At 42.9% G+C, this 23,100-nt stretch carries 19 protein-coding genes and 1 pseudogene; 8 read left to right on the top strand and 12 right to left on the bottom strand.

The features are described from left to right. Positions 1 to 79 precede the first annotated feature (79 nt). The 3 genes and pseudogenes from LF822_RS11060 to LF822_RS11050 form a co-directional block, all read left to right on the top strand. Positions 80 to 1,150, top strand: coding sequence for an AI-2E family transporter (locus LF822_RS11060; RefSeq protein ID WP_253924084.1), 1,071 nt, complete (start codon positions 80 to 82; stop codon positions 1,148 to 1,150). Between the two features lie 103 nt (positions 1,151 to 1,253). Next, entirely contained in the window at positions 1,254 to 2,441 is a 1,188-nt protein-coding gene (locus LF822_RS11055) for an MFS transporter (RefSeq protein WP_253924083.1), read from the top strand. A 366-nt stretch (positions 2,442 to 2,807) separates the two neighbouring features. Then, positions 2,808 to 2,993, top strand: a pseudogene (locus tag LF822_RS11050) (transposase); the annotation flags it as partial. 233 nt (positions 2,994 to 3,226) lie between these two features. Here the strand turns inward: LF822_RS11050 and LF822_RS11045 are convergent. From LF822_RS11045 to LF822_RS23085, 4 genes are all read right to left on the bottom strand, one after another. Further along, entirely contained in the window at positions 3,227 to 4,267 is a 1,041-nt protein-coding gene (locus tag LF822_RS11045; protein ID WP_253924082.1) for a DctP family TRAP transporter solute-binding subunit, read from the bottom strand. Positions 4,268 to 4,336: 69 nt separating this feature from the next. After that, positions 4,337 to 5,602: a TRAP transporter large permease gene (locus tag LF822_RS11040; RefSeq protein WP_253924081.1), complete on the bottom strand. Its 1,266-nt coding sequence runs from the start codon at positions 5,600 to 5,602 to the stop codon at positions 4,337 to 4,339. 35 nt (positions 5,603 to 5,637) lie between these two features. Beyond that, positions 5,638 to 6,195, bottom strand: a complete 558-nt coding sequence (locus LF822_RS11035; RefSeq protein ID WP_253924080.1) for a TRAP transporter small permease — start codon at positions 6,193 to 6,195, stop codon at positions 5,638 to 5,640. Between the two features lie 257 nt (positions 6,196 to 6,452). Further along, a complete protein-coding gene (locus tag LF822_RS23085) occupies positions 6,453 to 7,298 on the bottom strand; it encodes a GNAT family N-acetyltransferase (RefSeq protein WP_253924079.1) in 846 nt (281 codons plus the stop codon). 111 nt (positions 7,299 to 7,409) lie between these two features. Between LF822_RS23085 and LF822_RS11025 the strand changes: the two genes are divergently transcribed. Further along, complete coding sequence (locus LF822_RS11025) at positions 7,410 to 7,592, top strand: SE1832 family protein (protein WP_253924078.1); 183 nt, start codon at positions 7,410 to 7,412, stop codon at positions 7,590 to 7,592. 260 nt (positions 7,593 to 7,852) lie between these two features. Here LF822_RS11025 and LF822_RS11020 read toward each other — a convergent pair whose 3' ends face one another. Then, complete coding sequence (locus LF822_RS11020; RefSeq protein WP_253924077.1) at positions 7,853 to 9,706, bottom strand: cation:proton antiporter; 1,854 nt, start codon at positions 9,704 to 9,706, stop codon at positions 7,853 to 7,855. A gap of 304 nt (positions 9,707 to 10,010) precedes the next feature. Between LF822_RS11020 and brnQ the strand changes: the two genes are divergently transcribed. Next, positions 10,011 to 11,327 (top strand): branched-chain amino acid transport system II carrier protein, encoded by a 1,317-nt coding sequence (gene brnQ / locus LF822_RS11015; RefSeq protein WP_253924076.1) that lies wholly within the window; start codon positions 10,011 to 10,013, stop codon positions 11,325 to 11,327. Between the two features lie 237 nt (positions 11,328 to 11,564). Here brnQ and LF822_RS11010 read toward each other — a convergent pair whose 3' ends face one another. The 4 genes from LF822_RS11010 to LF822_RS10995 all read right to left on the bottom strand — a co-directional run bounded on the left by LF822_RS11010 (position 11,565) and on the right by LF822_RS10995 (position 16,362). Beyond that, positions 11,565 to 12,416: a transglutaminase family protein gene (locus tag LF822_RS11010; RefSeq protein WP_253924075.1), complete on the bottom strand. Its 852-nt coding sequence runs from the start codon at positions 12,414 to 12,416 to the stop codon at positions 11,565 to 11,567. 24 nt (positions 12,417 to 12,440) lie between these two features. Then, positions 12,441 to 13,409 (bottom strand): alpha-E domain-containing protein, encoded by a 969-nt coding sequence (locus tag LF822_RS11005; RefSeq protein WP_253924074.1) that lies wholly within the window; start codon positions 13,407 to 13,409, stop codon positions 12,441 to 12,443. Next, positions 13,402 to 14,856: a circularly permuted type 2 ATP-grasp protein gene (locus LF822_RS11000; protein ID WP_253924073.1), complete on the bottom strand. Its 1,455-nt coding sequence runs from the start codon at positions 14,854 to 14,856 to the stop codon at positions 13,402 to 13,404. The genes LF822_RS11005 and LF822_RS11000 overlap by 8 nt, the downstream gene beginning before the upstream one ends. 567 nt (positions 14,857 to 15,423) lie before the next feature. After that, the gene (locus LF822_RS10995) at positions 15,424 to 16,362 is read right to left on the bottom strand and encodes an NADP-dependent oxidoreductase (RefSeq protein WP_253924072.1); all 939 of its coding nucleotides are present in this window, start codon (positions 16,360 to 16,362) and stop codon (positions 15,424 to 15,426) included. Between the two features lie 102 nt (positions 16,363 to 16,464). Between LF822_RS10995 and recQ the strand changes: the two genes are divergently transcribed. From recQ to kynB, 3 genes are all read left to right on the top strand, one after another. After that, positions 16,465 to 18,609, top strand: coding sequence for a DNA helicase RecQ (recQ, locus tag LF822_RS10990; RefSeq protein ID WP_253924071.1), 2,145 nt, complete (start codon positions 16,465 to 16,467; stop codon positions 18,607 to 18,609). A 78-nt stretch (positions 18,610 to 18,687) separates the two neighbouring features. Beyond that, a complete protein-coding gene (gene kynU, locus LF822_RS10985) occupies positions 18,688 to 19,953 on the top strand; it encodes a kynureninase (protein ID WP_253924070.1) in 1,266 nt (421 codons plus the stop codon). Between the two features lie 11 nt (positions 19,954 to 19,964). After that, entirely contained in the window at positions 19,965 to 20,585 is a 621-nt protein-coding gene (gene kynB, locus LF822_RS10980) for an arylformamidase (protein WP_253924069.1), read from the top strand. A 161-nt stretch (positions 20,586 to 20,746) separates the two neighbouring features. Here the strand turns inward: kynB and LF822_RS10975 are convergent, their stop codons facing one another. The 3 genes from LF822_RS10975 to LF822_RS10965 form a co-directional block, all read right to left on the bottom strand. After that, positions 20,747 to 20,893, bottom strand: a complete 147-nt coding sequence (locus tag LF822_RS10975) for a hypothetical protein (RefSeq protein ID WP_371925901.1) — start codon at positions 20,891 to 20,893, stop codon at positions 20,747 to 20,749. A gap of 380 nt (positions 20,894 to 21,273) precedes the next feature. Continuing rightward, on the bottom strand, positions 21,274 to 21,444 hold the full coding sequence (locus LF822_RS10970; protein ID WP_253924068.1) for a hypothetical protein: 171 nt from the start codon (positions 21,442 to 21,444) through the stop codon (positions 21,274 to 21,276). A 53-nt stretch (positions 21,445 to 21,497) separates the two neighbouring features. Then, a complete protein-coding gene (locus tag LF822_RS10965) occupies positions 21,498 to 22,976 on the bottom strand; it encodes a phytoene desaturase family protein (protein ID WP_253924067.1) in 1,479 nt (492 codons plus the stop codon). Positions 22,977 to 23,100 lie beyond the last annotated feature (124 nt).

Below are 23,100 nucleotides of genomic sequence, written 5' to 3'. Positions count from 1 at the left end.
AGAATGAATAAAGGTGCTTAATTACGTTCAGTTTAGGGAAATGGCTGTTTACAATCTATTTGAATAAAGGTGTGATTCTATGGTACATAAACGTTGGTTTCAAATATTGATCACAGGGATTCTTCTCTCATTATTAATATTTCTATTACATGAAATTCAGTTCTTTTTTGACCCTTTTCTTACATACGCAGGGGCCATTGCATTCCCTTTAATTGGGGGAGCAATTTTATTTTATATCTCACGGCCTGTAATGCAGTTTCTTGAATATTATAAAGTCCCCCGGATACTGGCGATTATCATTGTATTTCTTTTGTTTATCCTGTTAGGGTTTATCATCGTTCAGTTTATTGCTCCGATTGCACAGCAGCAATTCACCCGGCTGGTTGATAATATTCCGAGGATGAGTGATATGATTGCTGAAACGATTACGTACTGGCAGCAGAACCAGGATATTATTCCGGATCAATTCACCGATTCTCTCAACGGCGTAGTCGACACGCTGCAAAGCTCTTTAGATGCTGCGCCCGGGGTGATCATTGACGTGATTAGTCAATTTGTCGGATTTGTCTTTGCCTTAGTGCTGATCCCGTTTTTCTTGTTCTTTATGTTAAAGGACGGAGATAAGCTTGTTCCTTTTTTAACACAATTTATGAACAAAAAAGTAGCTTCCAGCTTTAAGAGACTGACAAAATCTCTCGACCACACGCTCAATTCATTTATTATCGGTCAGCTGACAGTCAGTGTATTTGTCGGACTTATCCTGCTGGTAGGTTATTTAATCATCGGCTTACATTATTCTCTGACGCTCGCACTGTTCGCTATGCTTATGAACGTGATTCCTTTTGTCGGACCGTTCTTAGCCGTAGTTCCAGCCATTTTAGTTGCTCTGTTCCAGGAACCGATTATGGCCTTGTACGTAACCATTATCATGATCATTGCCCAGCAGCTGGAAGGAAACCTTGTATCACCGAATGTGATGGGTAAGGCTTTAAACATTCACCCCCTTACTATAATTACAGTGATTTTAGCGGCGGGAAGTCTTGCGGGCTTCCTGGGACTGCTTTTCGCAATACCAGCCTATGCGGTTATTAAAACGATCATCAGCCACTTATATCACGAATGGCTCGAACACAGAGCCGTACATGATTAAATTAGTTCTGTTATTTGTAGTGGTATAACGACTAACACAAGATACGGGTACCAGGTCACTTTTGCGCCTGGTACCCTTTGCTCTAGAAAGAGAGGTACACCCTATGAGTTCAGATTCAAATCAATTATGGACATGGCCATTCATTTTTCTTGTATTAGCTAATTTATTTACCTTCATGAGCTTTCAAATGCTGCTGCCTAACCTTCCGCCTTACATTGAGTCTATAGGAGGCAGTGAGCTGCAAATTGGATTGGTGACTACGATGTTCTCTATTGCCGCCATTCTCATCCGTCCGTTTATAGGTCATTTATTAACGACCTCTGCACGAAAAACCCTTGTCCTTATAGGTGCCGTTTCTCTGTTGGCAATTACTCTGCTTTACCCCATTACCCAAGTGATTGTCTTAGTCCTGATCATTCGATTCGCCCATGGGATTGCCTGGGGCTGGTCAACCACAGCTAACGGAACTGCCGCCGTGGATCTCGTTCCTCGCAGAAGGGTCGGGGAAGGAATGGGATACTTTGGTCTTTCCATTACGATTGGAATGATTATGGCTCCTAGTTTCGGTATTTACCTTTTTCAAAACTATACCTTCGATTTGCTTATATGGATTTCAGCCGGCTTAGGCATGATCGCCATTGTCTTATTTACTTTAACTAGCTTTACCACTCCCGAAAGTGTCTATGAGAATAGAAAAATTAAGCCCCGATTCTCTTTCTTTGGTTCACTAATAGAAAAGAAAAGTGCTTATCCTGCCCTGGTGACGTTTTTAACTACGTTTGGGTACGGATCAATTGTGACTTATATCGTTATTTTTGGTGTAGAGCAAGGTCTTGATGGTGTGTTTCTGTTTTATTTCTTCAATGCCCTGTTAGCCACTGTCTCTCGTCCGATTACAGGTAAATATTTTGATAAACACGGACCGTGGAAACTGATTATGATATGTTCCGCACTGTCCTTCATCGCGATGTGGCTGCTGGCCTGGGCAGATTCTAACGTAGATTTGATGATTTCAGGTGCTCTGTTCGGTGCAGGCTACGGATCAATGATGCCGGCTTTCCAGGCCTGGGTCATTTCTAAGACTACTGTAGACCGCAGCGGAATTGCTAATGGCATGTTTTATTCATCCATTGATTTAGGTATCGGATTAAGTGCATTAGTCTTAGGATTGGTTTATTCCTTTGTGGAAACAGCTGACTTATTCAAACTTTCCAGCTTTATGTTTCTCATCGTTATTTTCCTAACGTGGAAGGACTATCGCAAGCAGACCGAACCCTGGCAGCCCGCATAAAGAAGAGGCCGTCCCACATAAGGACGACCTCTCTCTGCTTATTGAGAAACCCTGGTTTCACGCAAATGCTTTCTTACCTCCATGAACGAACGCCCCTTCCCTTTTCGCGGACGTGCGCCCGAACTTCCTCGTGAAACTCACGCTCGGCGATCTCGGCTCACTCGTTCTTCCGCAGGAGTGGAAGGGTCCTCCATAAGATTGAAAATGCCTCTCCTTCACTTGGCTCATCTTAGCTGGAAGGATGGGCACGCTTCTGCCTGTTATGGCGGACATCTGTGAACAGCCGCTGTTCTCAACCTTTCGCTTTTCAACCCAAGTTCACCATAAACCAGCCTTTCCCATTTTTTTATTCTGCGAAGCTGCGCTCGCTTGAACCGGCTTTCCAATGAAGGAAAGTGGATATACCGTATGAGAAAAGAGAAAGTTGAGCGTAGCTTCGCAGATTCAAAAGAACTGCATGGGCTGCGCTATTGCCGCTTGAGCGGAAGAGAAAAAGTTCGAGAGCAGGCTTTACTGACGGCTGCCTGCCAGAACATGAAAAAGATTGCCCTAGGTGAAGGAGAGTCTTTTTCGGTGAAGGGCGGTCAAATACCAGGAGACTCCTGCGGAAAAACGGGCAATCCGAGACCCCGCAGTGGGGTTTTCACGAGGAGGATCGGGCGTTCGTCCGCGGAAAGCGAGTGGTATTTGTCCGCACAGGCGCACAAAAAAGCTTGTAGTAAAAAACGGGGTTTCTCTACAAGCTGAGGCCGTCCCACACAGGGACGGCCTCTTCTTTATGAGCTTTACTCTTCCATTTCTTCAATCTCCTCAATCAGCTTATCAAGAATCTCACCATCTACAGTAGAAATTTCTTCTCTGTAGTAGTCACGTACAGGTTCCGCCTTCTCACGGAAAGCATCACGCTGTTCTTCGTCTAGTTCGATGATTTCTGTTGCATTCTCATCATCGTTTTCAATCGTTTCCAGCCACTCTTCGTTCTGCGCGTCCTGCTCGTCAAACGCCCACTCCTGCATTTCCTGGGTCGTTTCATCTAACATCTCCTGCATTTCTTCCGGAAGATCGTCATACCAATCTGTGTTCACCGTTGTCATAGCTACGTAGTTATTATGGTTAGAGATAGTCATATAATCTTGAACCTCATGAAATGAAGCATCTCCAATAAAGAAGATAGGGTTCTCCTGGCCATCAACGGTACCGCGTTCGAGTGAAGTATAAAGTTCAGACCAACTCATAGGTGTCGGGTCTGCCCCGTAAGCCTCATAGGATTCAAGAATAAGCGGAGAATCCTGTGTACGCATTTTAAATCCTTCAAAATCCGCAGGCTCAGAAATTTCGCTGCTGCTCGTCCACTGCATTGCACCTTCTGTCCAATAGGAAAGAGGCGTAATGCTGTGTTCTTCATACTGCTCTCGTAAATCAGTGTTTAATGCTTCACTATCATTTAGAATGTTCTGTGTAGCCTCTACACTGTCAGGGAGTAGAAAATGCAGGGCAAAAATCTGGCCCTCGTTGACCATGTTACCTGTAAAACCAGGAGACATAACAGCCATTTCAACCGTACCGCTCTCCAGTTGTTCTACTTGGTCTGTCTCGCTTCCTAAACCACCAAACTTATAAACTTCGATATTCACCTGACCATCGGATTTTTCATCCATTCGATCAGCAAATTCTTCTGCGTATTCATACTGAACCTGTCCTTCTACTTCTTCTGTGACGAACTTCCAGTCATAGCTTTCCTCTCCTTCATCGCCACTTCCTTCTTCCTGCTGACCACAAGCAGCTAAAGCTAAACTAAGCGATGTTGCTGCAACTAAACCTAACATTTTCTTTTTGTTAAAAATGTTAATGACCTCCCAATAGATTTTTTTATTTATTCTTTCACCCGCTCTCTTTTATAAGAGCATGAGGGAAAGTTCTTCAAAATAGATAAGCAGCACAGATATGACTACCATTATCACGATGTAGGGCGGTGTGCCTTTAATGACCTCTAAATACGGTTTGTTAAAGACAGCACTCGCGGTGAATATGTCTACACCGAATGGAGGAGTAGCTGAACCTAAGGCAGCCTGAAATGTAATAATAACGCCAAGGTGTACAGGATCTACGCCGGCCGCCATTGCTGCAGGGTAAAAGATTGGCGTAAGTACCAGGATCACGACAATCGGATCGACAAACATACAGCCGATAAAGAAGAATATAGTTACCATAATCAGCACGTATATGGCTGTAGGGTTTGGTCCTAGTACGGTATCCGTAATCATTTGCGGGATTCTGGCAAAAGAAATCACCCATGTGAACGTTTGTCCGCCCGCTACCAATACGAAAACCGCTGAAGTTACCAGCCCAGTAGATTTAGCGATTTCCGGCAATTCTTTAATATGGATGGATCGATAGATGATTACTTCTAAAATAAACGCGTACAGCACAGACATACCTGCTGCTTCTGTAGGGCTGAATAAGCCAGAATAAATCCCGCCTATAATAATAACGGGGAACCCTAGAGGAAGCAGGGCTTTCCTCGTAAACTTCAACCTTTCACTCCAGGTTGCTTTGTCTGCCAACGGGATATCAGCTACTTTGGCATAAATAATACTAAAAATAGTAAAGCTTACGAAGACGATAATACCGGGAATAATCCCTGCTATAAATAAATCACCTACCGAAGTCCCTGATACGAGTCCGTACATAATCATCCCAATGCTGGGGGGAATCAGCAGAGCTACATCACTCGAATTTATAATTAGAGCCATGGCAGATGAATCTTTATATCCCACTCGAAGCAGTCGTTCACGCATTGGCTTACCTATAGCTACTACAGTGGCCTGAGTTGAACCGGAGATAGCTCCAAATAATGTACAGGCTGCTGCCGTGGTAACAGCGTACCCACCTCGTATATGTCCTATAAAAGATCCTATAAAATCTAATAAACGTCTGGAGGTTTTTCCAGCCGTCATAATGTCAGCTGCAAAGATAAACAAAGGCACAGCCAGTAATACGTAGGCTTCAATACCTGTTGAAAATTGTTTCATTAAGATCATTGGGTCCAATGTTGGAAAATATAAGAATGCAACGATGATCGGGGCTACCATTAGAGGAATCATCATTGGAAAATTCAATAACAGAAGGACTACCATGATCGTTAGTAGGGTTGCGACCATATCGTTATCCTTTCTATGAATGTATTAGTAGTTTTTTATAGATGAGCGGCTTCATCAATATCAGTCTTCTCTTCATCATTGTAATCTTTAGCATCAGTTCCTAAATACACGTCTTCACGCCGTACAATATTGATGATCATATTCCTCAAGAATTGAATGCCTCCCATAAAAAAACCTAGAGGAATAGCAATATAAATAATGTAAGCCGGCATTTGAAGAGCTGAGGTGACTGTACCGGAATCACGAACATTCAGCACATATAAGTAGGAATAATAGGCTAAGACAAATAGAACAATAGCCACTAAGAAAGGGATAATTGTAGATACAACTTTTCTCACCTTAAATGGGGCTAAGTCATAGAATGCAGACATACTGATATGACGGCCTTTTCGCGCGGCATAGCTGATTCCCATAAATGTTGCTACAAGAACGGAAATTTGACTCACTTCATTGGCAAATGAGAACGAATAACTAAAAATTGCGCGGCTTAACGCATTTCCCACCACCATAAGTGCAATGATAATTACAGCATAACCAAGAATAAATTCTTCAATTTTAAGGACGACTTTGTCTAGTAACCTAAAAAATTTCAAATGTTTGTGTCCTCCTCTAGTGAGCATATTGTATGAATTTTAGATCAATTACTTTAAATCATACCGAACATACAGAGAACGTACAAATGCGTTTATGCAGTATAATTTGTACTAACTAATTATTTTTAACTCTTAAGAGTATGCTGCTAATCATTTCTTACCTAAAGGTCCTCATATCTTACAAAAGATTCTAAATACTCGATATTCGGTAAAATAAATGTAATTAAATGTGAATTTGGTCCTAACAAGCAGGTTGATTATTCAATAAAATGGTAAACTAATGATTCTCCTGACTTTTCATAGCCGATTTTTTTGTAAATAGAATTGGAAGCGGAGTTTGTCAAATCCGTATACAGTGCACAAAATTGACTGCCTTCCTGAAGTAGTTTCCTAGTTAATAGATGGACAGCTTCTGTGGCATAGCCATTTCTTTTAAAACAATCGGGCGTATACACGCCGTTAACAGTAGCTCCATTCGGCGTGCTTCTTGCTCTGCTTACCATAGAAACGCTTTCTCCCCCGACTTCATAGATGTACGTTTTTTCCATACGAATAAGCTTCTGAACTGTTTGCTCTACTTCATCCAATTCATGGGTCTCATTGGTTTCCTTATAGTACTGCTTAAACCAGCCCAGCAGCCATTCTTCATCGCTTTCTCTCGCTAAACGCAGGTTCCCTCTCGCTTTCTTCATATTATTTAATTTCGTTAAAGCGTAAACCCCTTGTTTCATATGTATCTTGGCTTTCACCCTCCTTCTTTTCTTCCATGCGTCTACAAAAGCTTGAACTGCCTCAGCTTCTCCCACTACTCCCGGCACCTGGTAATTTTGTTGATCTAAGTGCTCAGCCAAATGGCAGATTACTTTATGTGAAGCAGATTGAACTGAAGGTAAGACCCATAGGTGCGGCGGCGTACGTAAGACAGAGTAAACACAATGACCATTTTTTAGATGAATAGATAACATATAGATCCCTTTTGGTGTCATCTGAGTTTGATTATGTAAGATACCCAGCGATAAATTATTCTCTGCTTCCCTTTTCAACAATAGTGGTCCAACTAATTTTGTGTATTCTTTAACAGATACGTGATGTTTAACCTCCACTTTTCTCTCCCCTCCCCCATTGTATTAAGTTTAGCAATAATAATCAGAATTTTCACTCCATTGTTTTAAAAAATTTCTTCGTCTACAATAACAATGAAGGAGTGAGTATTTATGACAAAACAAGAAATACAGGACGAAATAGCGTCCCTAAAATCGGATTATATCCGCATTCAGAGTGATTTAGAGAAACTCGATGCAGCTGGAGGCAACGTCGAAAATGCTGAGAAACAGCTGGCACGTATGGAAGATGAACTTAAGGATTTAAAAAAACAGCTGGCTCAGGCGGAAAACTAATCAGTGAACGCCCTATAAAAAAAAGCAAGCCATCCATGCTGGATGACTTGCTTTCAGCTTGTTGAGACACCATCGTTTACTCGAAAGTCTCTTTTAATTTTAAAGGGACGCAAAAACGTGACGGCTGCTGCAGGACAAGCAGACTGGAAGGTCACTACAGTCGCAGCACGAGGAGGCTTGCCGCCTCTCCCGTGGAAAGCAGCGCTTTCCCCTGTTACCATATTGGAAATTGTATGAGTGCAGCACCCGTCCAGGCTTCTTTATTTCTTTTCGTTTACAGTACGCTGTTTTTCCAGCTTTTCCTGAATTTTTATATGTTCTTTGCTTGGAGGAGTCAAAGAAACAATAATATCTCCGTTTTCCACTTTTATATCATTCTTGTGACTAAAGAACTCAACTTTATTAGAAGGTTTTTTAACAAAAACGAGCATCGCCGCTTCGTCTTTTTTATTTAAATAATCCTTGTACGTGAACTGATTCGTGATCGTTGTTTTCCTAAATACATATCCGCTCTCTACTCGTTGGTTCAATTCTTCCCAAGTGGCGTCCTCTCCTATGAAAATACGGCCGCCGATGGTATGCACCAGATCCTCAAGCGTGTCTCCTTCGCTTTTATCCAGACCTAACTGAAACAGATTGTTACGGCCGAACTCAGGTACGAATGTAGTACAGACAAGAGCATTGTACGAATCGTATTCTGTAGCAGCAATCATGTATTCATAAGGCGTCATTTCCAAATGGTACTCTGTTTGTTCAGACAGGATCTCTCCATGGTACGTTTTTAACCCTTTAGACCGGGCTTCATACAGCCTTTCCCAGGAGGAATCACTAATTAATACAGGAATCTTTACATCCTCCAGGGCTTTACCAAGACCCGTTGAGAATGCACTCCCTCCAGCAATCAGCACCCCTGGAGGACCTTCTAAAGAAAGTCCGAGCTTTCTTGAAAGCCACCCTATGGAAAAACCATGCGCCACTACTGTGGTAAACACTAAAGCAAACGTTAAAGACAACAGAATAGATGCGTCTTCGAAACCGGCATCTAAGAGAGCGGTGGCAAAATAACTCGCTACCGTCAACGCGACGATACCACGCGGAGCAATCCAGCTCACCAGCAGCTTCTCGGGTGTGGTCAAATCTGTCCTCCATGTCGAAATCATAATGGAAAGAGGACGAACGATAAAGAGCATAAGCAGCACGAAGCCGATAATCTCAATATTAAAAATCTCAACTAAAGTTTCCCTGTTTAGGGAGGCAGTCAGCATTACAAAAATTGTTGAGATAAGCAGCAAAGAAATATTTTCTTTAAAATGTCTCATATCCGAAATGGATGAGATATGCATATTCGCCATTGTCATCCCCATAGCGGTAACAGATAACAATCCTGTTTCGTGGGTTATTTCATCTGCAATGGTAAAACAAGCAATGACTGCAGCTAATACTACCGGCGATTTAAGAAATTCAGGAACATATCCTGTTTCAAACATCCACCCGACACCTTTACCAAGTCCATAGCCAAGAAATACAGCAAAGATTGAAGCCAGGAAGAAGGTCAACAGTGCAGAAGGTGTACCGTTATTACCGATTAAAAACTCAATAATTTCAAATGTGAAAACGGCTAATAGAGCACCAATCGGATCTATGATAATACCTTCCCACTTAAGGATTTTGGCCGGACGCGGTTTCAGCTTGGCCTGCCTTAATAAAGGAAGAATAACGGTCGGGCCGGTAACGATAAACAACCCTCCGATAACGAAAGATACAGCCCAGGACAAATCTGCTACATAGTGAGCTGACAAGGCCCCCAGAATCCAGCTTATAAACGCTCCGACAGTCACAATTCGAAATACGGGTCTGCCTAACCCTCTGACCTCTTTAAAATCCAGATTTAAGCTGCCTTCGAATAAGATAACTGCAACAGCTAAAGATATAATGGGACTATACATATCTCCGAAATCCTGTTCAGGGTCAATCCACCCAAAAACAGGACCAACGAGGAGTCCCGCAATAGACATAATAACAATGGCAGGCAGCCGGAAACGCCAGGCTACCCATTGTGCGCCTACTCCAAGCATTCCTATAAGCATAAGTTGAAACAATAGGGAATCGAACATAGCGTTATCTCCTTCACTCACGATGTATCAAAGGTTTAATCATACTGATTCATTGTAATAACACTTTCTCAATATGTAAATAAAACTGTTCTTTGTTTATTCACTTATAGTTTAAGAAAGCTTTCCAGAAAGTACTAGAACCTTTTTAATTATTTTTTTAAATTTTACGTTGACATAATTTTTCGACATTGGTACGATTACGCCTGTGACAAATTCGGTCTATACATTTTCAAAGTTCCTCGCCTCCGATTGAGGAACTTTTTTTACGTAAAAAAACCAATACATCTTTAGAGGAGATTGACGTATGAACAAAAAAGACACAATATTCATAGGCTTCATGCTATTTGCTTTATTCTTCGGGGCAGGGAACTTAATTTATCCTGTGTCGCTCGGTATGGAAGCTGGTTTTTCTTATTGGCCGGCCATTATTGGTTTCGTTATAACAGGAGTCGGCCTTCCGATCGTTACAGTTGCCGCTATCTCACTGGTCAGGAATGGAGCCGTAGAATTAGCCGGACGGGTTCACCCGTTGTTTGGACTATTATTTACATCTGTGGTTTATCTAGCTATCGGCCCTTTCTTTGGCATTCCACGAGCAGCAAATGTAGGGTTTGAAATGGGCATCGCTCCCTGGATTGGCGGTGTAAGCAGTCCCGGTCTTCTTATTTTTACCCTTCTCTTTTTTGCTTTAGTCTTTGTAACAAGCCTGAATCCAACGAAATTAGTGGATCGAGTTGGTCAATGGCTGACGCCCGCGCTTTTCCTGGCGATTTTCGGACTCGTTGTTGGTAGTTTCTTCTTATTAGACGGAGATATTCAGCCTGCACAGGAAAAATACAGTACTCAGCCTTTTTCCGCCGGATTTATTGAAGGGTATTTAACTATGGATGCCATTGCTTCATTGGCTTTCGGCATTATCGTTGTCACTTCCTTCCGTGACCGCGGCTTAACAAATGCACGTGACATTACAATCCGTACACTACAGGCAGGTTCTGTCACAGCCATCGGTTTAACTGCTGTTTATGTATCCATCGGCTGGATTGGTGTGAAAATGGCCACAGAAGGCAGCTACGCTAATGGAAGTGCCGTGTTAGCTGGTGCTGCAGACTTAATGTACGGAAGTCTGGGCACGCTGCTTCTTGGGGTAATTGTTCTTCTTGCCTGCTTTACAACATGCGTAGGATTAACGGTAGCATGCGGACAGTTCTTCTCTAAACGTTTTAAATCTTTATCTTATAAAAAGGTAATCTCGATCATTACGATTGTAAGCTTATTAGTGTCAAACCTTGGATTGAATGAAATTATTGCCTATTCTGTCCCCGTACTGGTGTTCTTATATCCAATTGCTATTGTGCTCGTTGCTCTTACATTTATCGGTAAGACATTTAACCATTCACCTTATGTCTACCGCGGTACTGTTTTGTTAACAGGGCTGGTCAGCCTCTACGATGGTCTCGTTGAATTTGGGTTCTCTATGAGTTTCGTCGAGCCTGTGATCACCGCTATGCCTTTCTATGAGCTTAGTCTGAGCTGGATCGTGCCGGCCATTACCGGGGGGATCATCGGCTGGTTATTCACCTATATTAAGTCACCCAAGGCGTCTCATGATTATCAAAGCTAAAAAACACATATCAAGCACAAAGAAATCGAGTATGAAATTATAAATGTTTCATACTCGATTTTTCATTGTGTAAAAGGATTCATTAAAGACCAAAATAGTTTTATTCATTTGTGTGCAGCGAAACAGGAACCTGGGTCAACCCGCTTTTAGTGCCTCAGACATACCTCTATCCTATACCGGCTTCCCGTCCTTATAACTCCATCTTAATTGCAGGGCTGCCCTCCGATAGCCGGTAAATTATTGATCTAATAGGGTGACGCTCACTTTAACATCAGAATGCTGACCGCCACCGCGATATACACCTTGCAGCGGACTCACATCTGCGTAATCTCTTCCTGTGCCGATTCGGATATGATTCTCCAGGGCCTCTACATTATTTGTCGGGTCGAGCCCCACCCAGCCGATACCCGGAATCATTACTTCCACCCAGGCGTGAGTGGCGGCATCTCCGACAAGAGCTGAGTCCTCTCCGACATATAGATAGCCGCTTACGTACCTCGCAGGAATTCCTTTATCTCTTAGTACGCCAAGCATGATATGAGCATAATCCTGACAAACCCCCGCCCGCAGAGGCCAGGATTCATGAGCTTTTGTTCCTACCAGTGTTGCTGTGCCGTCATAGAAAATTGAACGATGAAGATAACCCATTAAGTCGATGGGGAATTGAATCGGGTCATGGGCCTCCCCTATAGCATTTGTGATTTCATTAATTTGATCTTTATATAAGAATGTGTACTGGGTATCGTTTAAATATGGCAGGTAATGATCATGGAAAAGCTCTGAATGAAAAATATCCCTCATCTCATTCGTATATTTCAACAGGTGAATAAACGGACTTTTTTGAATGCTTACCGTAGAAATGGTTTTAACAATTAAGTCTTTATGTTTATGAGCGATAAAGAAAGTTTCTACGTGGTTCCCCCATAAATCAACGTGCTCTTTTGTTAACGATGCGGGTGTAATTTCCGTGCGGTAAAAAAGCAGACGTTGACACTCATCAGTACGAGGCTTTAGACGAACTGTGTTCATACTTTGATCCACATCATTATCATAGTGGAAAAAGTTCGTATGCTCGATTTGATACTTCATGGTATTTCTCTCCTTCTTGCCCTTTCAATGACTAGCGTGAACAGGCTCCACTAAATAATAAGTTTCCGAGAAAATCCGGCTGACTTTGTGACAGTTATCCTGGAAATTATCAAGGAAGGCCATCAATTCCTCCACACTCATGCTCGCAATATCTGTCCGGCCCATGTCTTCCTGGATCCCTGCTAACAGCTGGAAGAGATCCTCCGAGTAATGAGAAATCTTTCCTGATTCCAGGTTATGAACAGCTTGAAGAATGTGATCCACACAATATCGTATCGACCGCGGGAAGTTATGATTTTCGATTAAAAATGTAAGGACATCCTTCGGGTTCATTGTAGGAGGGTTCTCTTTAATATAAGAGTCATACCCATTTACAATCTGAAGCGCAGTCAGCCAATAGTAATAATTTTCTGTATCCGTGCAGCTTTTTTCTCTAATGGTCTTCTCACAAATTACATTTAATATGCGCGCAGTTTTTTCCGCGCGTTCAATCCATTTCCCTATTTTAATAAAAGTGTATGGGATCCCTCTCGTCATAGTTGATTCAATAATACCCTGTGAAGTCATCGACATATAAATCGTATCCTTCAGATGAGTCTGAGTGGCCTGGGGAGTCATCGGCAGATCCTGCTGAGAATTTTTATCCAGGTAGAAACGATTAATAAGCTGCCAGAGCTCATCAGGAATATGGTCGCGTGTAGCTTTAGCATTCTCCCTCGCATAAACGATGCTGTTCTGCAGAGAATTAACGTTTGCCGGACTCAGTGTAATGTATTGAATAACAGTATCACGATTTAATCTTGCATACCTTTCATAATACTCTTCTTTAGACGCACATATTTCTAAAATTTCTTCCCAGTCCCGATCCATTACACTTTGGTCAGATGACTCCAGCATATGAATAAGCTGGGTGCTTAAAATTCTGGCATTGTTCTCTGACCGCTCAATGTTACGGGCCATCCAGTAAAGTGAATCAGCTACCCGGCTAAGCATGATTCATTCCCCCTTCTGCTAACACCCACGTGTCTTTCCCGCCTCCACCTTGCGAGGAGTTAACGACTAAAGAACCCTTCTTTAAAGCTACACGTGATAATCCTCCAGGAAGGACATGAGAATCCTTTCCATTCATTACAAACACTCTTAAATCTACATGGCAGGGATAGAACTCGCCTTTTTGGTAAGCCGGAGCTCTCGACAGCTTGATCGTGGGCTGAGCAATATATTGACTCGGAGTTTCAATAATCTTTCTGCGGAAAACACTTCGTTCTTCTTCAGTAGAATGAGGACCGATCAGCATATCATATCCTCCTGAAGCGCCGACGTTTTTTACCACCAGTTCTTCCAAGTGGTCCAGCACATAATCCAGCTGCTCAGGATCCCTTAAGAAATATGTTTCAACATTCTTGATGATCGGCTCTTCATCTAAATAATAGCGGATCATATCGGGTACATAGGCATACATAGCTTTATCATCTGCCACGCCGTTGCCTATCCCGTTAAGTATAGCTACATTACCTTTTCTGTAAGCTCGTAATAAACCGTTCACTCCTAAAGTGGAATCCGGCCGAAAAGCTTCCGGGTCAAGAAACTCATCATCAATACGTCTATAAATAATATCCACCTGCTTTAATCCTCGGATCGTTTTCATATAAACGATATCGTCTTTAACTATCAAATCACGTCCTTCAACTAATTGGATCCCCATCTGCTGAGCTAAAAACACATGGTCATAGTAAGCGGAATTATACATTCCAGGTGTCAGCAGCACGGCACAAGGCTGAGCCGAACGATTTGCAGGGGCATGACTGAGTAATGCTCCGTGCAGGTCTTTAAATTGATGTTCCAGCGTACGGATCGAATGCTGAAAAAACAATTCAGGATATACCTGCCTCATTACATATCTGTTTTGAAAAACATAAGACATACCTGAAGGATTCCTTAAATTATCCTCGAGTACACGGTATTCTCCGTGTTCGTCCCTAATTAAGTCAATACCTGCTAAAAATATATGATTCCTTAATGGAATTTCTAATCCAGAGACCTGCTTCTTATAGTAGTATGGGTTGTCCGTAATCAGCTCTTCAGGAATGATTCCATCTTTTACAATCTCCTGCTCGTGATAAATATCATCGAGAAAACGATTTAACGCCTCCATACGCTGCCTCATGCCTCTTTCAATTTTCCTCCATTGTTCATCTGTAATAATAATAGGAACGAAATCAAATGGCATCGTGCGCTCAGTACCGCCGGCATCATTGTACACAGTAAACGTAATCCCCTGCCTCAAAAAACTTAACTGGGCAGTTTCATGCTTATCCCTCAGGTCATCATTAGATATTTGTCGAATTAGTTGATAAAAAGAATCATAGTGCGGTTTTGGATTTCCTGATGGGTCCATCATTTCATCAAAAAAACTGCCTGTCTGGTAATTTTTCAACACAGCTCCACGCCTCCCCTTGCGTAACCTTATGTAGAAAACTATACCCTATAAACCGAGCGAATAGTCAAAAAACTTTAAAATATATTTACAATAGCTTATAATTCTACTTTCCCAAAAATCCGGGTACAAATTACTCGGATTTTTGGGAAAGTAGAAACCAGCGTTTTCTCTTTCAGCTCAATGTAGACTTTCCTTGCATAATCAAGAGGAAAGGGTTTTACGATAAATGATCACTTGACCAGTGGAGTTTAAGAGGTCCTTTTCCATAAGGCTCCATAATCTAATTGTTCCGAGGGGCTCTTTTGATGAAAGGAACGAAAAAACGTGACGACTCCGGCGGGACAAGCAGACAGAGGAGACTTTCCGTCTGCTGTGCTTAAAAGCGATGCTTTTTCCTGTTCCTTTTTCTTCAGATTTTAATAGAGGAACCATGAGATACTATGTCTACATCCACCCAAGCTTATTCAACAGGTTAAGGAGAGTCTTTTTCTTTCTTAAGGAACGATCAAGAAACCAGAGCTTCTCAACACGCTGAAAAATCCGAGTACTAATGACTCGGATTTTAGGTTATGATGGAATAGTAATAACAATCTTTCCTGTTGCATGATGAGATTCACTCAGTTGATGTGCCTCTCTTAATCCTTCCTGTGTTAAAGGAAAACGATGCCCTACTTTGGAAACCATTTCACCTTTCACCATTAAGTTCGCTAATTGAGCCAGCTTCTCTCCATCAGGTTCCAGCCATTCAAAACCAGCCTTTATGCCGAGCTCTCCCGCTTTATTTTCATCCGGAGCCTGCACGATAGATACTAAACGTCCTCCTTCTTTTAATACATTATAGCTTTTCTCCTGTACTTCCCCGCCGATCGTATCTAACACAATATCAAAGTCATTTAACACCTCAGCGAAGTCTTCCTCCTGGTAATTTATAAAACGGTCAACCCCCAGCTGCTCAACCCAATCTTTATTTTTGCCGCTCGCAGTAGCCGCTGTATACGCTCCAAATGATTTTGCAATTTGAATCGCATAGTGTCCTACACCGCCTGAACCTGCATGAAGAAGAACCTTCTCCCCTTCTTTAATTTCTGCGAAGTCGACTAAGCACTGTCTTGCTGTTAATCCGGCAAGCGGAACAGCAGCGGCCTGCTCGTAAGATATTTCTTCCGGCAGGTGAGAAAGTACGTGCTCATCCACAGCCGCATACTCTGCATATGTTCCAAATCTGGAAAGCTCAGGACGGGCGAATACCCGGTCACCTACTTTAAATTTCTGAACATTCTCCCCCACTTCCTTTACTATTCCAGCGGCGTCCCAGCCAAGTGTAATAGGAAATTCAAAATCGAGCATTTCTTTTAAATATCCCTCTCTCAATTTCCAGTCAATAGGGTTAATTGAAGTTGCGTGTAACTCTACCAGTACTTGATCGCTTTTTATCTCAGGAACTGGAATTTCTTTCTCAACGAGTTGTTCCTTCCCTCCGTACTGTTCAATTACTACAGCTTTCAAATGACACACTCCTCTTATAGAAAATCTTATACTAATTTTCCCCTAACTAATGATTTAAAACATGATAAGATAGGAAAAGCATTTGAAAAGGATGATCGATAAATGATAGAAAAAGCACAGCTTTTATTAGAAGAATACTACGGCTTCACTTCTTTTCGAACCGGTCAAAAGGAAGCCATTGAATCGGTATTGCAGAAGCAGAACACATTAGCGGTAATGCCTACAGGCGGCGGCAAGTCTTTATGTTACCAAATTCCAGGGATGACCCTAGAAGGCACAGCCATCATTATCTCTCCATTAATTTCTCTTATGAAAGATCAAGTAGATGCGTTAACATCTTACGGAATTCCAGCTACTTATATAAACAGCTCACTTTCTTTTGAAGAACAGCGGGATAGGATAGCCGGCTTAAGACAGGGGCGCTATAAATTTGTGTACGCCGCCCCTGAACGATTTGAATCCTCTTCCTTTCTCTCAACCATTAAACAAATTAAGCTGTCACTCATCGCTTTTGATGAAGCACACTGTATTTCTCAATGGGGGCACGATTTTAGACCAAGCTACCGTTCCATTGTTCAAACGCTTGACCAAATTCCAAGCCTTCCTGTCGTTATGGGTCTTACAGCTACAGCTACTCAGGAAGTCATACAAGATATTAAACAATTAATCCATGTAGAAGATCATTCAGTTATTAATACAGGATTCGCCCGGGATAACCTCTCTTTTCGTATTATTAAAGGGCGGGACAAGCGTGATTTTATAGTTGAATATTTAGGACAGCGTGCATCTGAAGCAGGTATTATTTACACTGCCACCCGAAAGGATGCCGATCACCTGCAGAATTTTCTTGAGAAGAGAGGCTACTCTGCAGGTAAGTATCACGCCGGTATGTCCGAGCAGCAGAGAAAACAAGTACAAAGCGATTTTGTCCAGGATGAAATCACTACTATTGTTGCTACGAACGCTTTTGGCATGGGGATTGATAAATCCAACGTCCGCTACGTCATTCACTACTCAATGCCGATGAACATCGAATCTTACTATCAGGAAGCCGGACGTGCCGGACGAGACGGGGAGCCGGGTGACTGTGTTCTTCTTTACTCTGGTCAGGACATCCACCTCCAGCGCTTTCTTATCGATCAGTCGATGATGGAGGAAGATAAGAAACGGGATGAGTTTCGCAAGCTTCAGTCTATGGTCAATTACTGCCATACCCATATGTGTCTGCAGCAGTATATTCTCGATTATTTTGCCGATCCGAACATTCACGATCCTTGTGAGAAGTGTTCCAACTGTCTTCATGAAGGTGAGGAGAAGGACATGACCCGGGAAGCACAAATGGTCCTGTCCTGCGTAAAAAGAATGGGAGAACGGTTTGGTGCCGGGTTAACCGCGAAGGTGTTAAAAGGATCATCGGACCAAAAGGTAAAACAATTTAAGTTTCATAACTTATCCACTTACGGTATCTTATCGCACTATACAGAAAAAAATTTAACCCAATTCATTAATTTTCTAATCTCTGAAGGTTTATTAACCCCGGGGCAGGGTCGTTATCCGACGCTGCAACTAACAGAGCGCTCTGTCAGTGTGTTAAAAGCAGAACGGCCGGTTACGATGTTAGTTGAAACGACGACATCTGAAGCCGACGTCAATTACGACGTCGAAAAATTCGAAGAACTGCGGTCACTGCGTAAATCGATCGCAGATGAAGCCGGTCTGCCTCCTTACGTCATTTTTTCAGATGCCACCCTTAAGGAACTCACTATTTATATTCCTAAGGATCGTGATGAAATGCTTCGTATCAAAGGGATAGGCGAGCAAAAATTTTCTCAGTACGGACAAGCATTCCTAGAAATACTGACCGGATGGGCGGAAAATGCCGTGGAACGCCCTCCCCTTCCAACACAGCCCGGTTTAACGAAGAAAGAACCTCGCAAACCAATAGATGGAGCAAGCCACGAAGAATCATTTAAGTTGTGGCGGGAACAGAACCTTTCGATTGAAGAAATTGCTGAGCAGCGTAATATGAGCGAACAGACGATAGAAAATCATTTGTTCCGCTGCATGAGAGAAGGAGCAGATATAGACTGGAACGAGTGGTTCTCAGACGACCAGGAAGAAGCGATATTAATGGCTCACAGTCAATTAGATGAGAAAAAGCTGCGCCCTTTAAAAGACAACCTGCCAGAGGGATATTCCTACCGTACGATTAAAGCGGTATTAGTCAAACATGGTTATATGAAATAAGAAACGCGAGCCTTAACATGGGCTCGTGTTTTTCTCTATGGATTAAAATCCTATATACTAGTAGAAGGAGGCGATAAAATGAAACGTGAAGATGTGCAAAAGCTGGATCAACAGGACGAACTTAGTAGTTATAAGAAAGAATTCTATACCAGTCCGGGTACATACTACATGGATGGAAACTCTCTCGGTCTGCTTAGTAAACGTGCCGAAGAAACCCTTCTTACTTCGCTGCAGGATTGGAAACAGCATGCCATTGACGGCTGGACAGAAGGCAGGCAGCCGTGGTATTACATGTCCGAAACAATCGGATCGTTAACCGCTCCTTTAATAGGGGCAAAAGCTAAGGAAGTAATCAATACCGGCTCCATCACAACGAACATTCATCAATTATCAGCTACATTCTATAAGCCAAAGGGAAATAAAACGAAGATCATAGCTGATGAACTGAACTTCCCTTCTGATATTTATGCCTTAAAAAGCCAGCTTAAGCTGCACGGTTATCAGCCTGATGAGCATCTTATTCAAGTTCAAAGCCGGGACGGACGTACTTTGTCAGAGGAAGACATTATTGAAGCAATGAACGAGGAAGTGGCTTTGCTCTTACTCCCCTCTGTCCTCTACCGGAGCGGACAGCTGCTGGATATAAAAAGAATTACAGAAGCGGCTCATCATCACAATATCATCGTCGGGTTTGACTTAGCCCATTCAATTGGGGCACTCCCCCATCAACTGCATGCATGGGGAGTTGACTTCGCAGTATGGTGCACGTATAAATACTTAAACAGCGGCCCTGGAGGGACGGGCGGCTTGTTTGTTCACGAAAAACACCTAGGGCGTGCCCCCGGACTCGCAGGGTGGTTCAGCTCCAGTAAAGACAAGCAGTTTGATATGAATCATGAACTAACCCCGGCTGATTCTGCAGGCGCGTTTCAAATTGGCACCCCTCACATTTTAAGCTCTGCACCATTGTTAGGCTCGCTGGAGATTTTTCAGGAAGCAGGTATTGAACGGATCCGCAGTAAATCATTGCAGCTGACTCAGCTGCTTATGAGATTAATTGAAGAAGATCTTGCTCCCTATGATTTCGTTATAGCCAACCCAAGAGAAGACGCACGGAGAGGCGGGCACGTAAGCCTGGTCCATCCAGAAGCCGCCAGCATTTGTAAAGCATTGAAGAACGAAGGAGTGATCCCTGACTTCCGCGCTCCAAATGTGATCCGCCTTGCCCCCATCGCCCTTTATGTTTCGTTTGAAGATGTATACGATGTGGTATGTAAGATAAAAGATATTATGAAAAATAATAAGCAGCAGCAATTTTCTAACCAACGAGGGACAATTGCTTAAGGAGGATATCCATGAAACTCATTGACATTTCAATGTCACTTAACGCGAAAACTCCACCATGGCCGGGGGATCAAGCTTTCAGCTATAAGTTGACATCGGGTATGGAAGAAACAGGCTCTGTTAATGTGGGGCAATTTCAAACAAGCAACCATACAGGCACCCATGTAGATGCCCCTTTTCATTATGATAACGACGGCTCCACTATAGGAGAATTGCCAATTGAGCGATTTATAGGAGATGCGCTTGTTGTCAACGTTGAAAATAAGAGCATGATTGAGGCAGGAGACCTTGAACCTTTTAAATTTGAGGCGGTTACTAAAGTTCTGTTTCGTTCCTTGAGCTGGGAAAACCGTTCCGAATTTCCCGGGAAGTATACAGTAATCTCAGAGGACGTTGCTCCATTTTTAAAGGAAAAAGGGATCGATTTAATCGGGATTGATACTCCCTCTGTAGACTCTGAAACAAGTAAAAATCTGCCGGCCCACCACTCCTTTAAAAATGAAGACATTCTCATTCTAGAAGGTCTGGATCTTGATCATGTGTCTCCCGGCATTTATGAACTGATGACCTTTCCGCTGAAAATGGATGAAGCGGACGGCAGCCCTGTCCGTGCCGTACTTCGTCATAAATAAGAGATTTGAAATTAATTATTACTAATAACCAAATGAAAAACAGTCGTGAAAAGCACAAAGCTTGTAGAGCTTTCTTCTATTGAAGCAGGACGTGGTGCCAACGCACAGAAAAGTCAGGGACGGCAAGCTAAGTCCCTGACTTTTTATTTACTTATATTTTGTTACTGCGCCATCAGCTTAGCGACCCGTGGAGCGAGCCACACCAGAGGAAGAAGTATTAATGACACTGGGACGGCTGTTACAACAATAAAGTTTTGAAGTTGAGTTATACCGCTGTCACCCGTAACTAATAAGATCGCAGCAACCATTCAGCTCCTTCTTATGTAAAGGAAAAATACATAGATTAAGGACTACAGCTAATCAGCTGTAGTCACAGGCTGTTGAATGGGAGAGACGAATAAGGTTTGACCTGGAGGGCTGATAAAGCCTGAGGATGTCTTAATATAGGAAATTCGATTAAGTACGGCACATACTCAATAAAGGCGTGGTCTTTTTCTGTGATGGAAATCCAATTATGGCGTTCAGGTCTCCCAACATTACCGCCCCAACGTTCTGCAGGTAGATTGAAAAGGGCGTCATCTCCAAATATCCTTTCCTCTTGATCATTCAAGGAATCCATTAAAAAAGCTTTCAGAAAGAACAAAGTTTCTCTGAAAGCTATTCTTTCTTATTTAGGACTGTTTTTCATTCATTGTTTTCCTACTACTTCTTCGCGGGCCTTATGACGATCCTGACAATCTTTGCAGAGCGTAACTTTCGCTTCCTTTTTGGAAGTTAATATGACACCGCAGCTGCTGCATTTCCCAAAATTATTAGGATTGGACTGAAAGCCTGGCAGCTCACTCTCTGGACCTGGCATATGATTTCCTCCTTAAGATTCTCTATATCTACCTATACCCTATTTCACCCTCATCAATCCTGTGAAATGAGTTTTGCAGCCATCCGCCCTGACAAAGCCACACCTAAGGTTCCCGCCCCGGGAAACACAGTGTCCCCGCACTGATATAGATTCTTCACTCCCGTTCGGACAGAATAACTATTGATCCAGCTCCACCTTCCCACAGGAGCATACCCTCCTACCTTGCCTTCATTGCGCCTTAGCCACTTCTGAAAAGTAACCGGTGTACCAGGGAGCACCAGATCCAGACCTTCAGCAAACCCGGGAAAATAGTGATGAACAATGCTTATCATGCGCTCCGTCATTAACCTCTTCTTAGTTTCATAATGTTCCTTCACCCACCACTGGGTCGTTTCCGTATGAGTAGACATCGTTAATGACCGCATTCCTGCAGGAGCCATAAATTCGTCTTCCGGACGGGCCAATGATAATAAGAACTGACCTCCCTCGTGTAAGCTTTCTGGATGGGAGGGATCGATAAATTGGTGATATAAACTAGAGGTTTGGTCGAACACTTCCTCTTTGACACCAGCATGAATAATAAAGGCGCCCCAGGCCTCTCTCGTTCCCTCTTTCTCTTTTTTAATATACGTTTGGTCTGCAAGCGCAGGGGACAGCGTATCGTTTAGGTTATGAGCAGAGTTGTTCATAACCACTTTTTTACTGACCCACACCTGCTCCCGCTTTGTTTTTAACTCGAATGCTCGTCCGTCATGATTCACTTCATAGACGGGGTGCCTCTTTAGGACGTCGTTTCCCTGTTTTTCTATATACTCAGCGAGATCCTCAGCGATTGATGCTAATCCCCCCTGCACCGCATACGCTCCTTTATGAAAGGTCTGCAACGCCGCATACCCTAGAAAAGCCGGACATCGATCTACGCTCGTTTGTACGCTGTCCATTAGTTCACCATTTAAAAACGTAACAAACAAAGAATGTTTATGAAGATTATATCGCTTCAGGCGCTGATAAATGGTTTGTGTTAAAAAAGGAATCAGCTTAAGAGAATGCTTATTTAGCAGTGGCAGCAGTCCTGTCCAATCACGAAGGTCCCTGGGCGGAAAAATAGGCAGACTCTGGACAAGCTTGTCCACGAGCGCTCCGACTTTAAAGACCTCATCGTAGAAAGCTTTGGCTTGATGCTTCACATCAGGAAACTGCCTCTCAATCTCTGTATACCATTCATGACGATCCCGAAAATAGTGAATTGTTCGGTCAGGAAGATGAATATCCATTATAGGATTAAGCAGAGTCATAGGCGGCAGGCGAATTCCTAATGATTGATAAAGTGAATGAAACACGCCGCCCTCCTCAAATCCCATCCCTACGGTGGCCCCGGCCTGAAAGCGGTAACCACCACGGTCATATTTTCCGGCACTTCCCCCTAATTCGTTGGATGCTTCAAATACGACTACCTTACAGCCCTGTTTACTCAGCTCAGCAGCTGCGGTCAATCCGCCAAATCCAGCACCAACAATGGCTGCATCATACATCTCAATCGCTCCCTTCCTATCTCTATTATTTTTATACCCTGTATGGAACACTTTTAAAGACTGAAGATATGGTGGGAGACTGTTATGGGCGGATTCAGATGGTTTGTGGGCACATCTGTCATTT

Source organism: Halobacillus sp. A5 (genome assembly GCF_024189315.1).
Classification (GTDB): domain Bacteria; phylum Bacillota; class Bacilli; order Bacillales; family Halobacillaceae; genus Halobacillus_A.
Note: the sequence above shows the minus strand (reverse complement) of the source record. Positions and strands in the feature narration are given on the sequence as shown.

Excerpts from the sequence above, each read along its gene's own strand:
- LF822_RS11060 (WP_253924084.1), top strand. The coding sequence starts at position 80 with ATGGTACATAAACGTTGGTTTCAAATATTGATCACAGGGATTCTTCTC.
- LF822_RS11055 (WP_253924083.1), top strand. The coding sequence starts at position 1,254 with ATGAGTTCAGATTCAAATCAATTATGGACATGGCCATTCATTTTTCTT.
- LF822_RS11045 (WP_253924082.1), bottom strand. The coding sequence starts at position 4,267 with ATGTTAGGTTTAGTTGCAGCAACATCGCTTAGTTTAGCTTTAGCTGCT.
- LF822_RS11040 (WP_253924081.1), bottom strand. The coding sequence starts at position 5,602 with ATGGTCGCAACCCTACTAACGATCATGGTAGTCCTTCTGTTATTGAAT.
- LF822_RS11025 (WP_253924078.1), top strand. The coding sequence starts at position 7,410 with ATGACAAAACAAGAAATACAGGACGAAATAGCGTCCCTAAAATCGGAT.
- LF822_RS11020 (WP_253924077.1), bottom strand. The coding sequence starts at position 9,706 with ATGTTCGATTCCCTATTGTTTCAACTTATGCTTATAGGAATGCTTGGA.
- brnQ (WP_253924076.1), top strand. The coding sequence starts at position 10,011 with ATGAACAAAAAAGACACAATATTCATAGGCTTCATGCTATTTGCTTTA.
- LF822_RS11010 (WP_253924075.1), bottom strand. The coding sequence starts at position 12,416 with ATGAAGTATCAAATCGAGCATACGAACTTTTTCCACTATGATAATGAT.
- LF822_RS11005 (WP_253924074.1), bottom strand. The coding sequence starts at position 13,409 with ATGCTTAGCCGGGTAGCTGATTCACTTTACTGGATGGCCCGTAACATT.
- recQ (WP_253924071.1), top strand. The coding sequence starts at position 16,465 with ATGATAGAAAAAGCACAGCTTTTATTAGAAGAATACTACGGCTTCACT.
- kynU (WP_253924070.1), top strand. The coding sequence starts at position 18,688 with ATGAAACGTGAAGATGTGCAAAAGCTGGATCAACAGGACGAACTTAGT.
- kynB (WP_253924069.1), top strand. The coding sequence starts at position 19,965 with ATGAAACTCATTGACATTTCAATGTCACTTAACGCGAAAACTCCACCA.
- LF822_RS10975 (WP_371925901.1), bottom strand. The coding sequence starts at position 20,893 with ATGGTTGCTGCGATCTTATTAGTTACGGGTGACAGCGGTATAACTCAA.
- LF822_RS10970 (WP_253924068.1), bottom strand. The coding sequence starts at position 21,444 with ATGCCAGGTCCAGAGAGTGAGCTGCCAGGCTTTCAGTCCAATCCTAAT.
- LF822_RS10965 (WP_253924067.1), bottom strand. The coding sequence starts at position 22,976 with ATGTATGATGCAGCCATTGTTGGTGCTGGATTTGGCGGATTGACCGCA.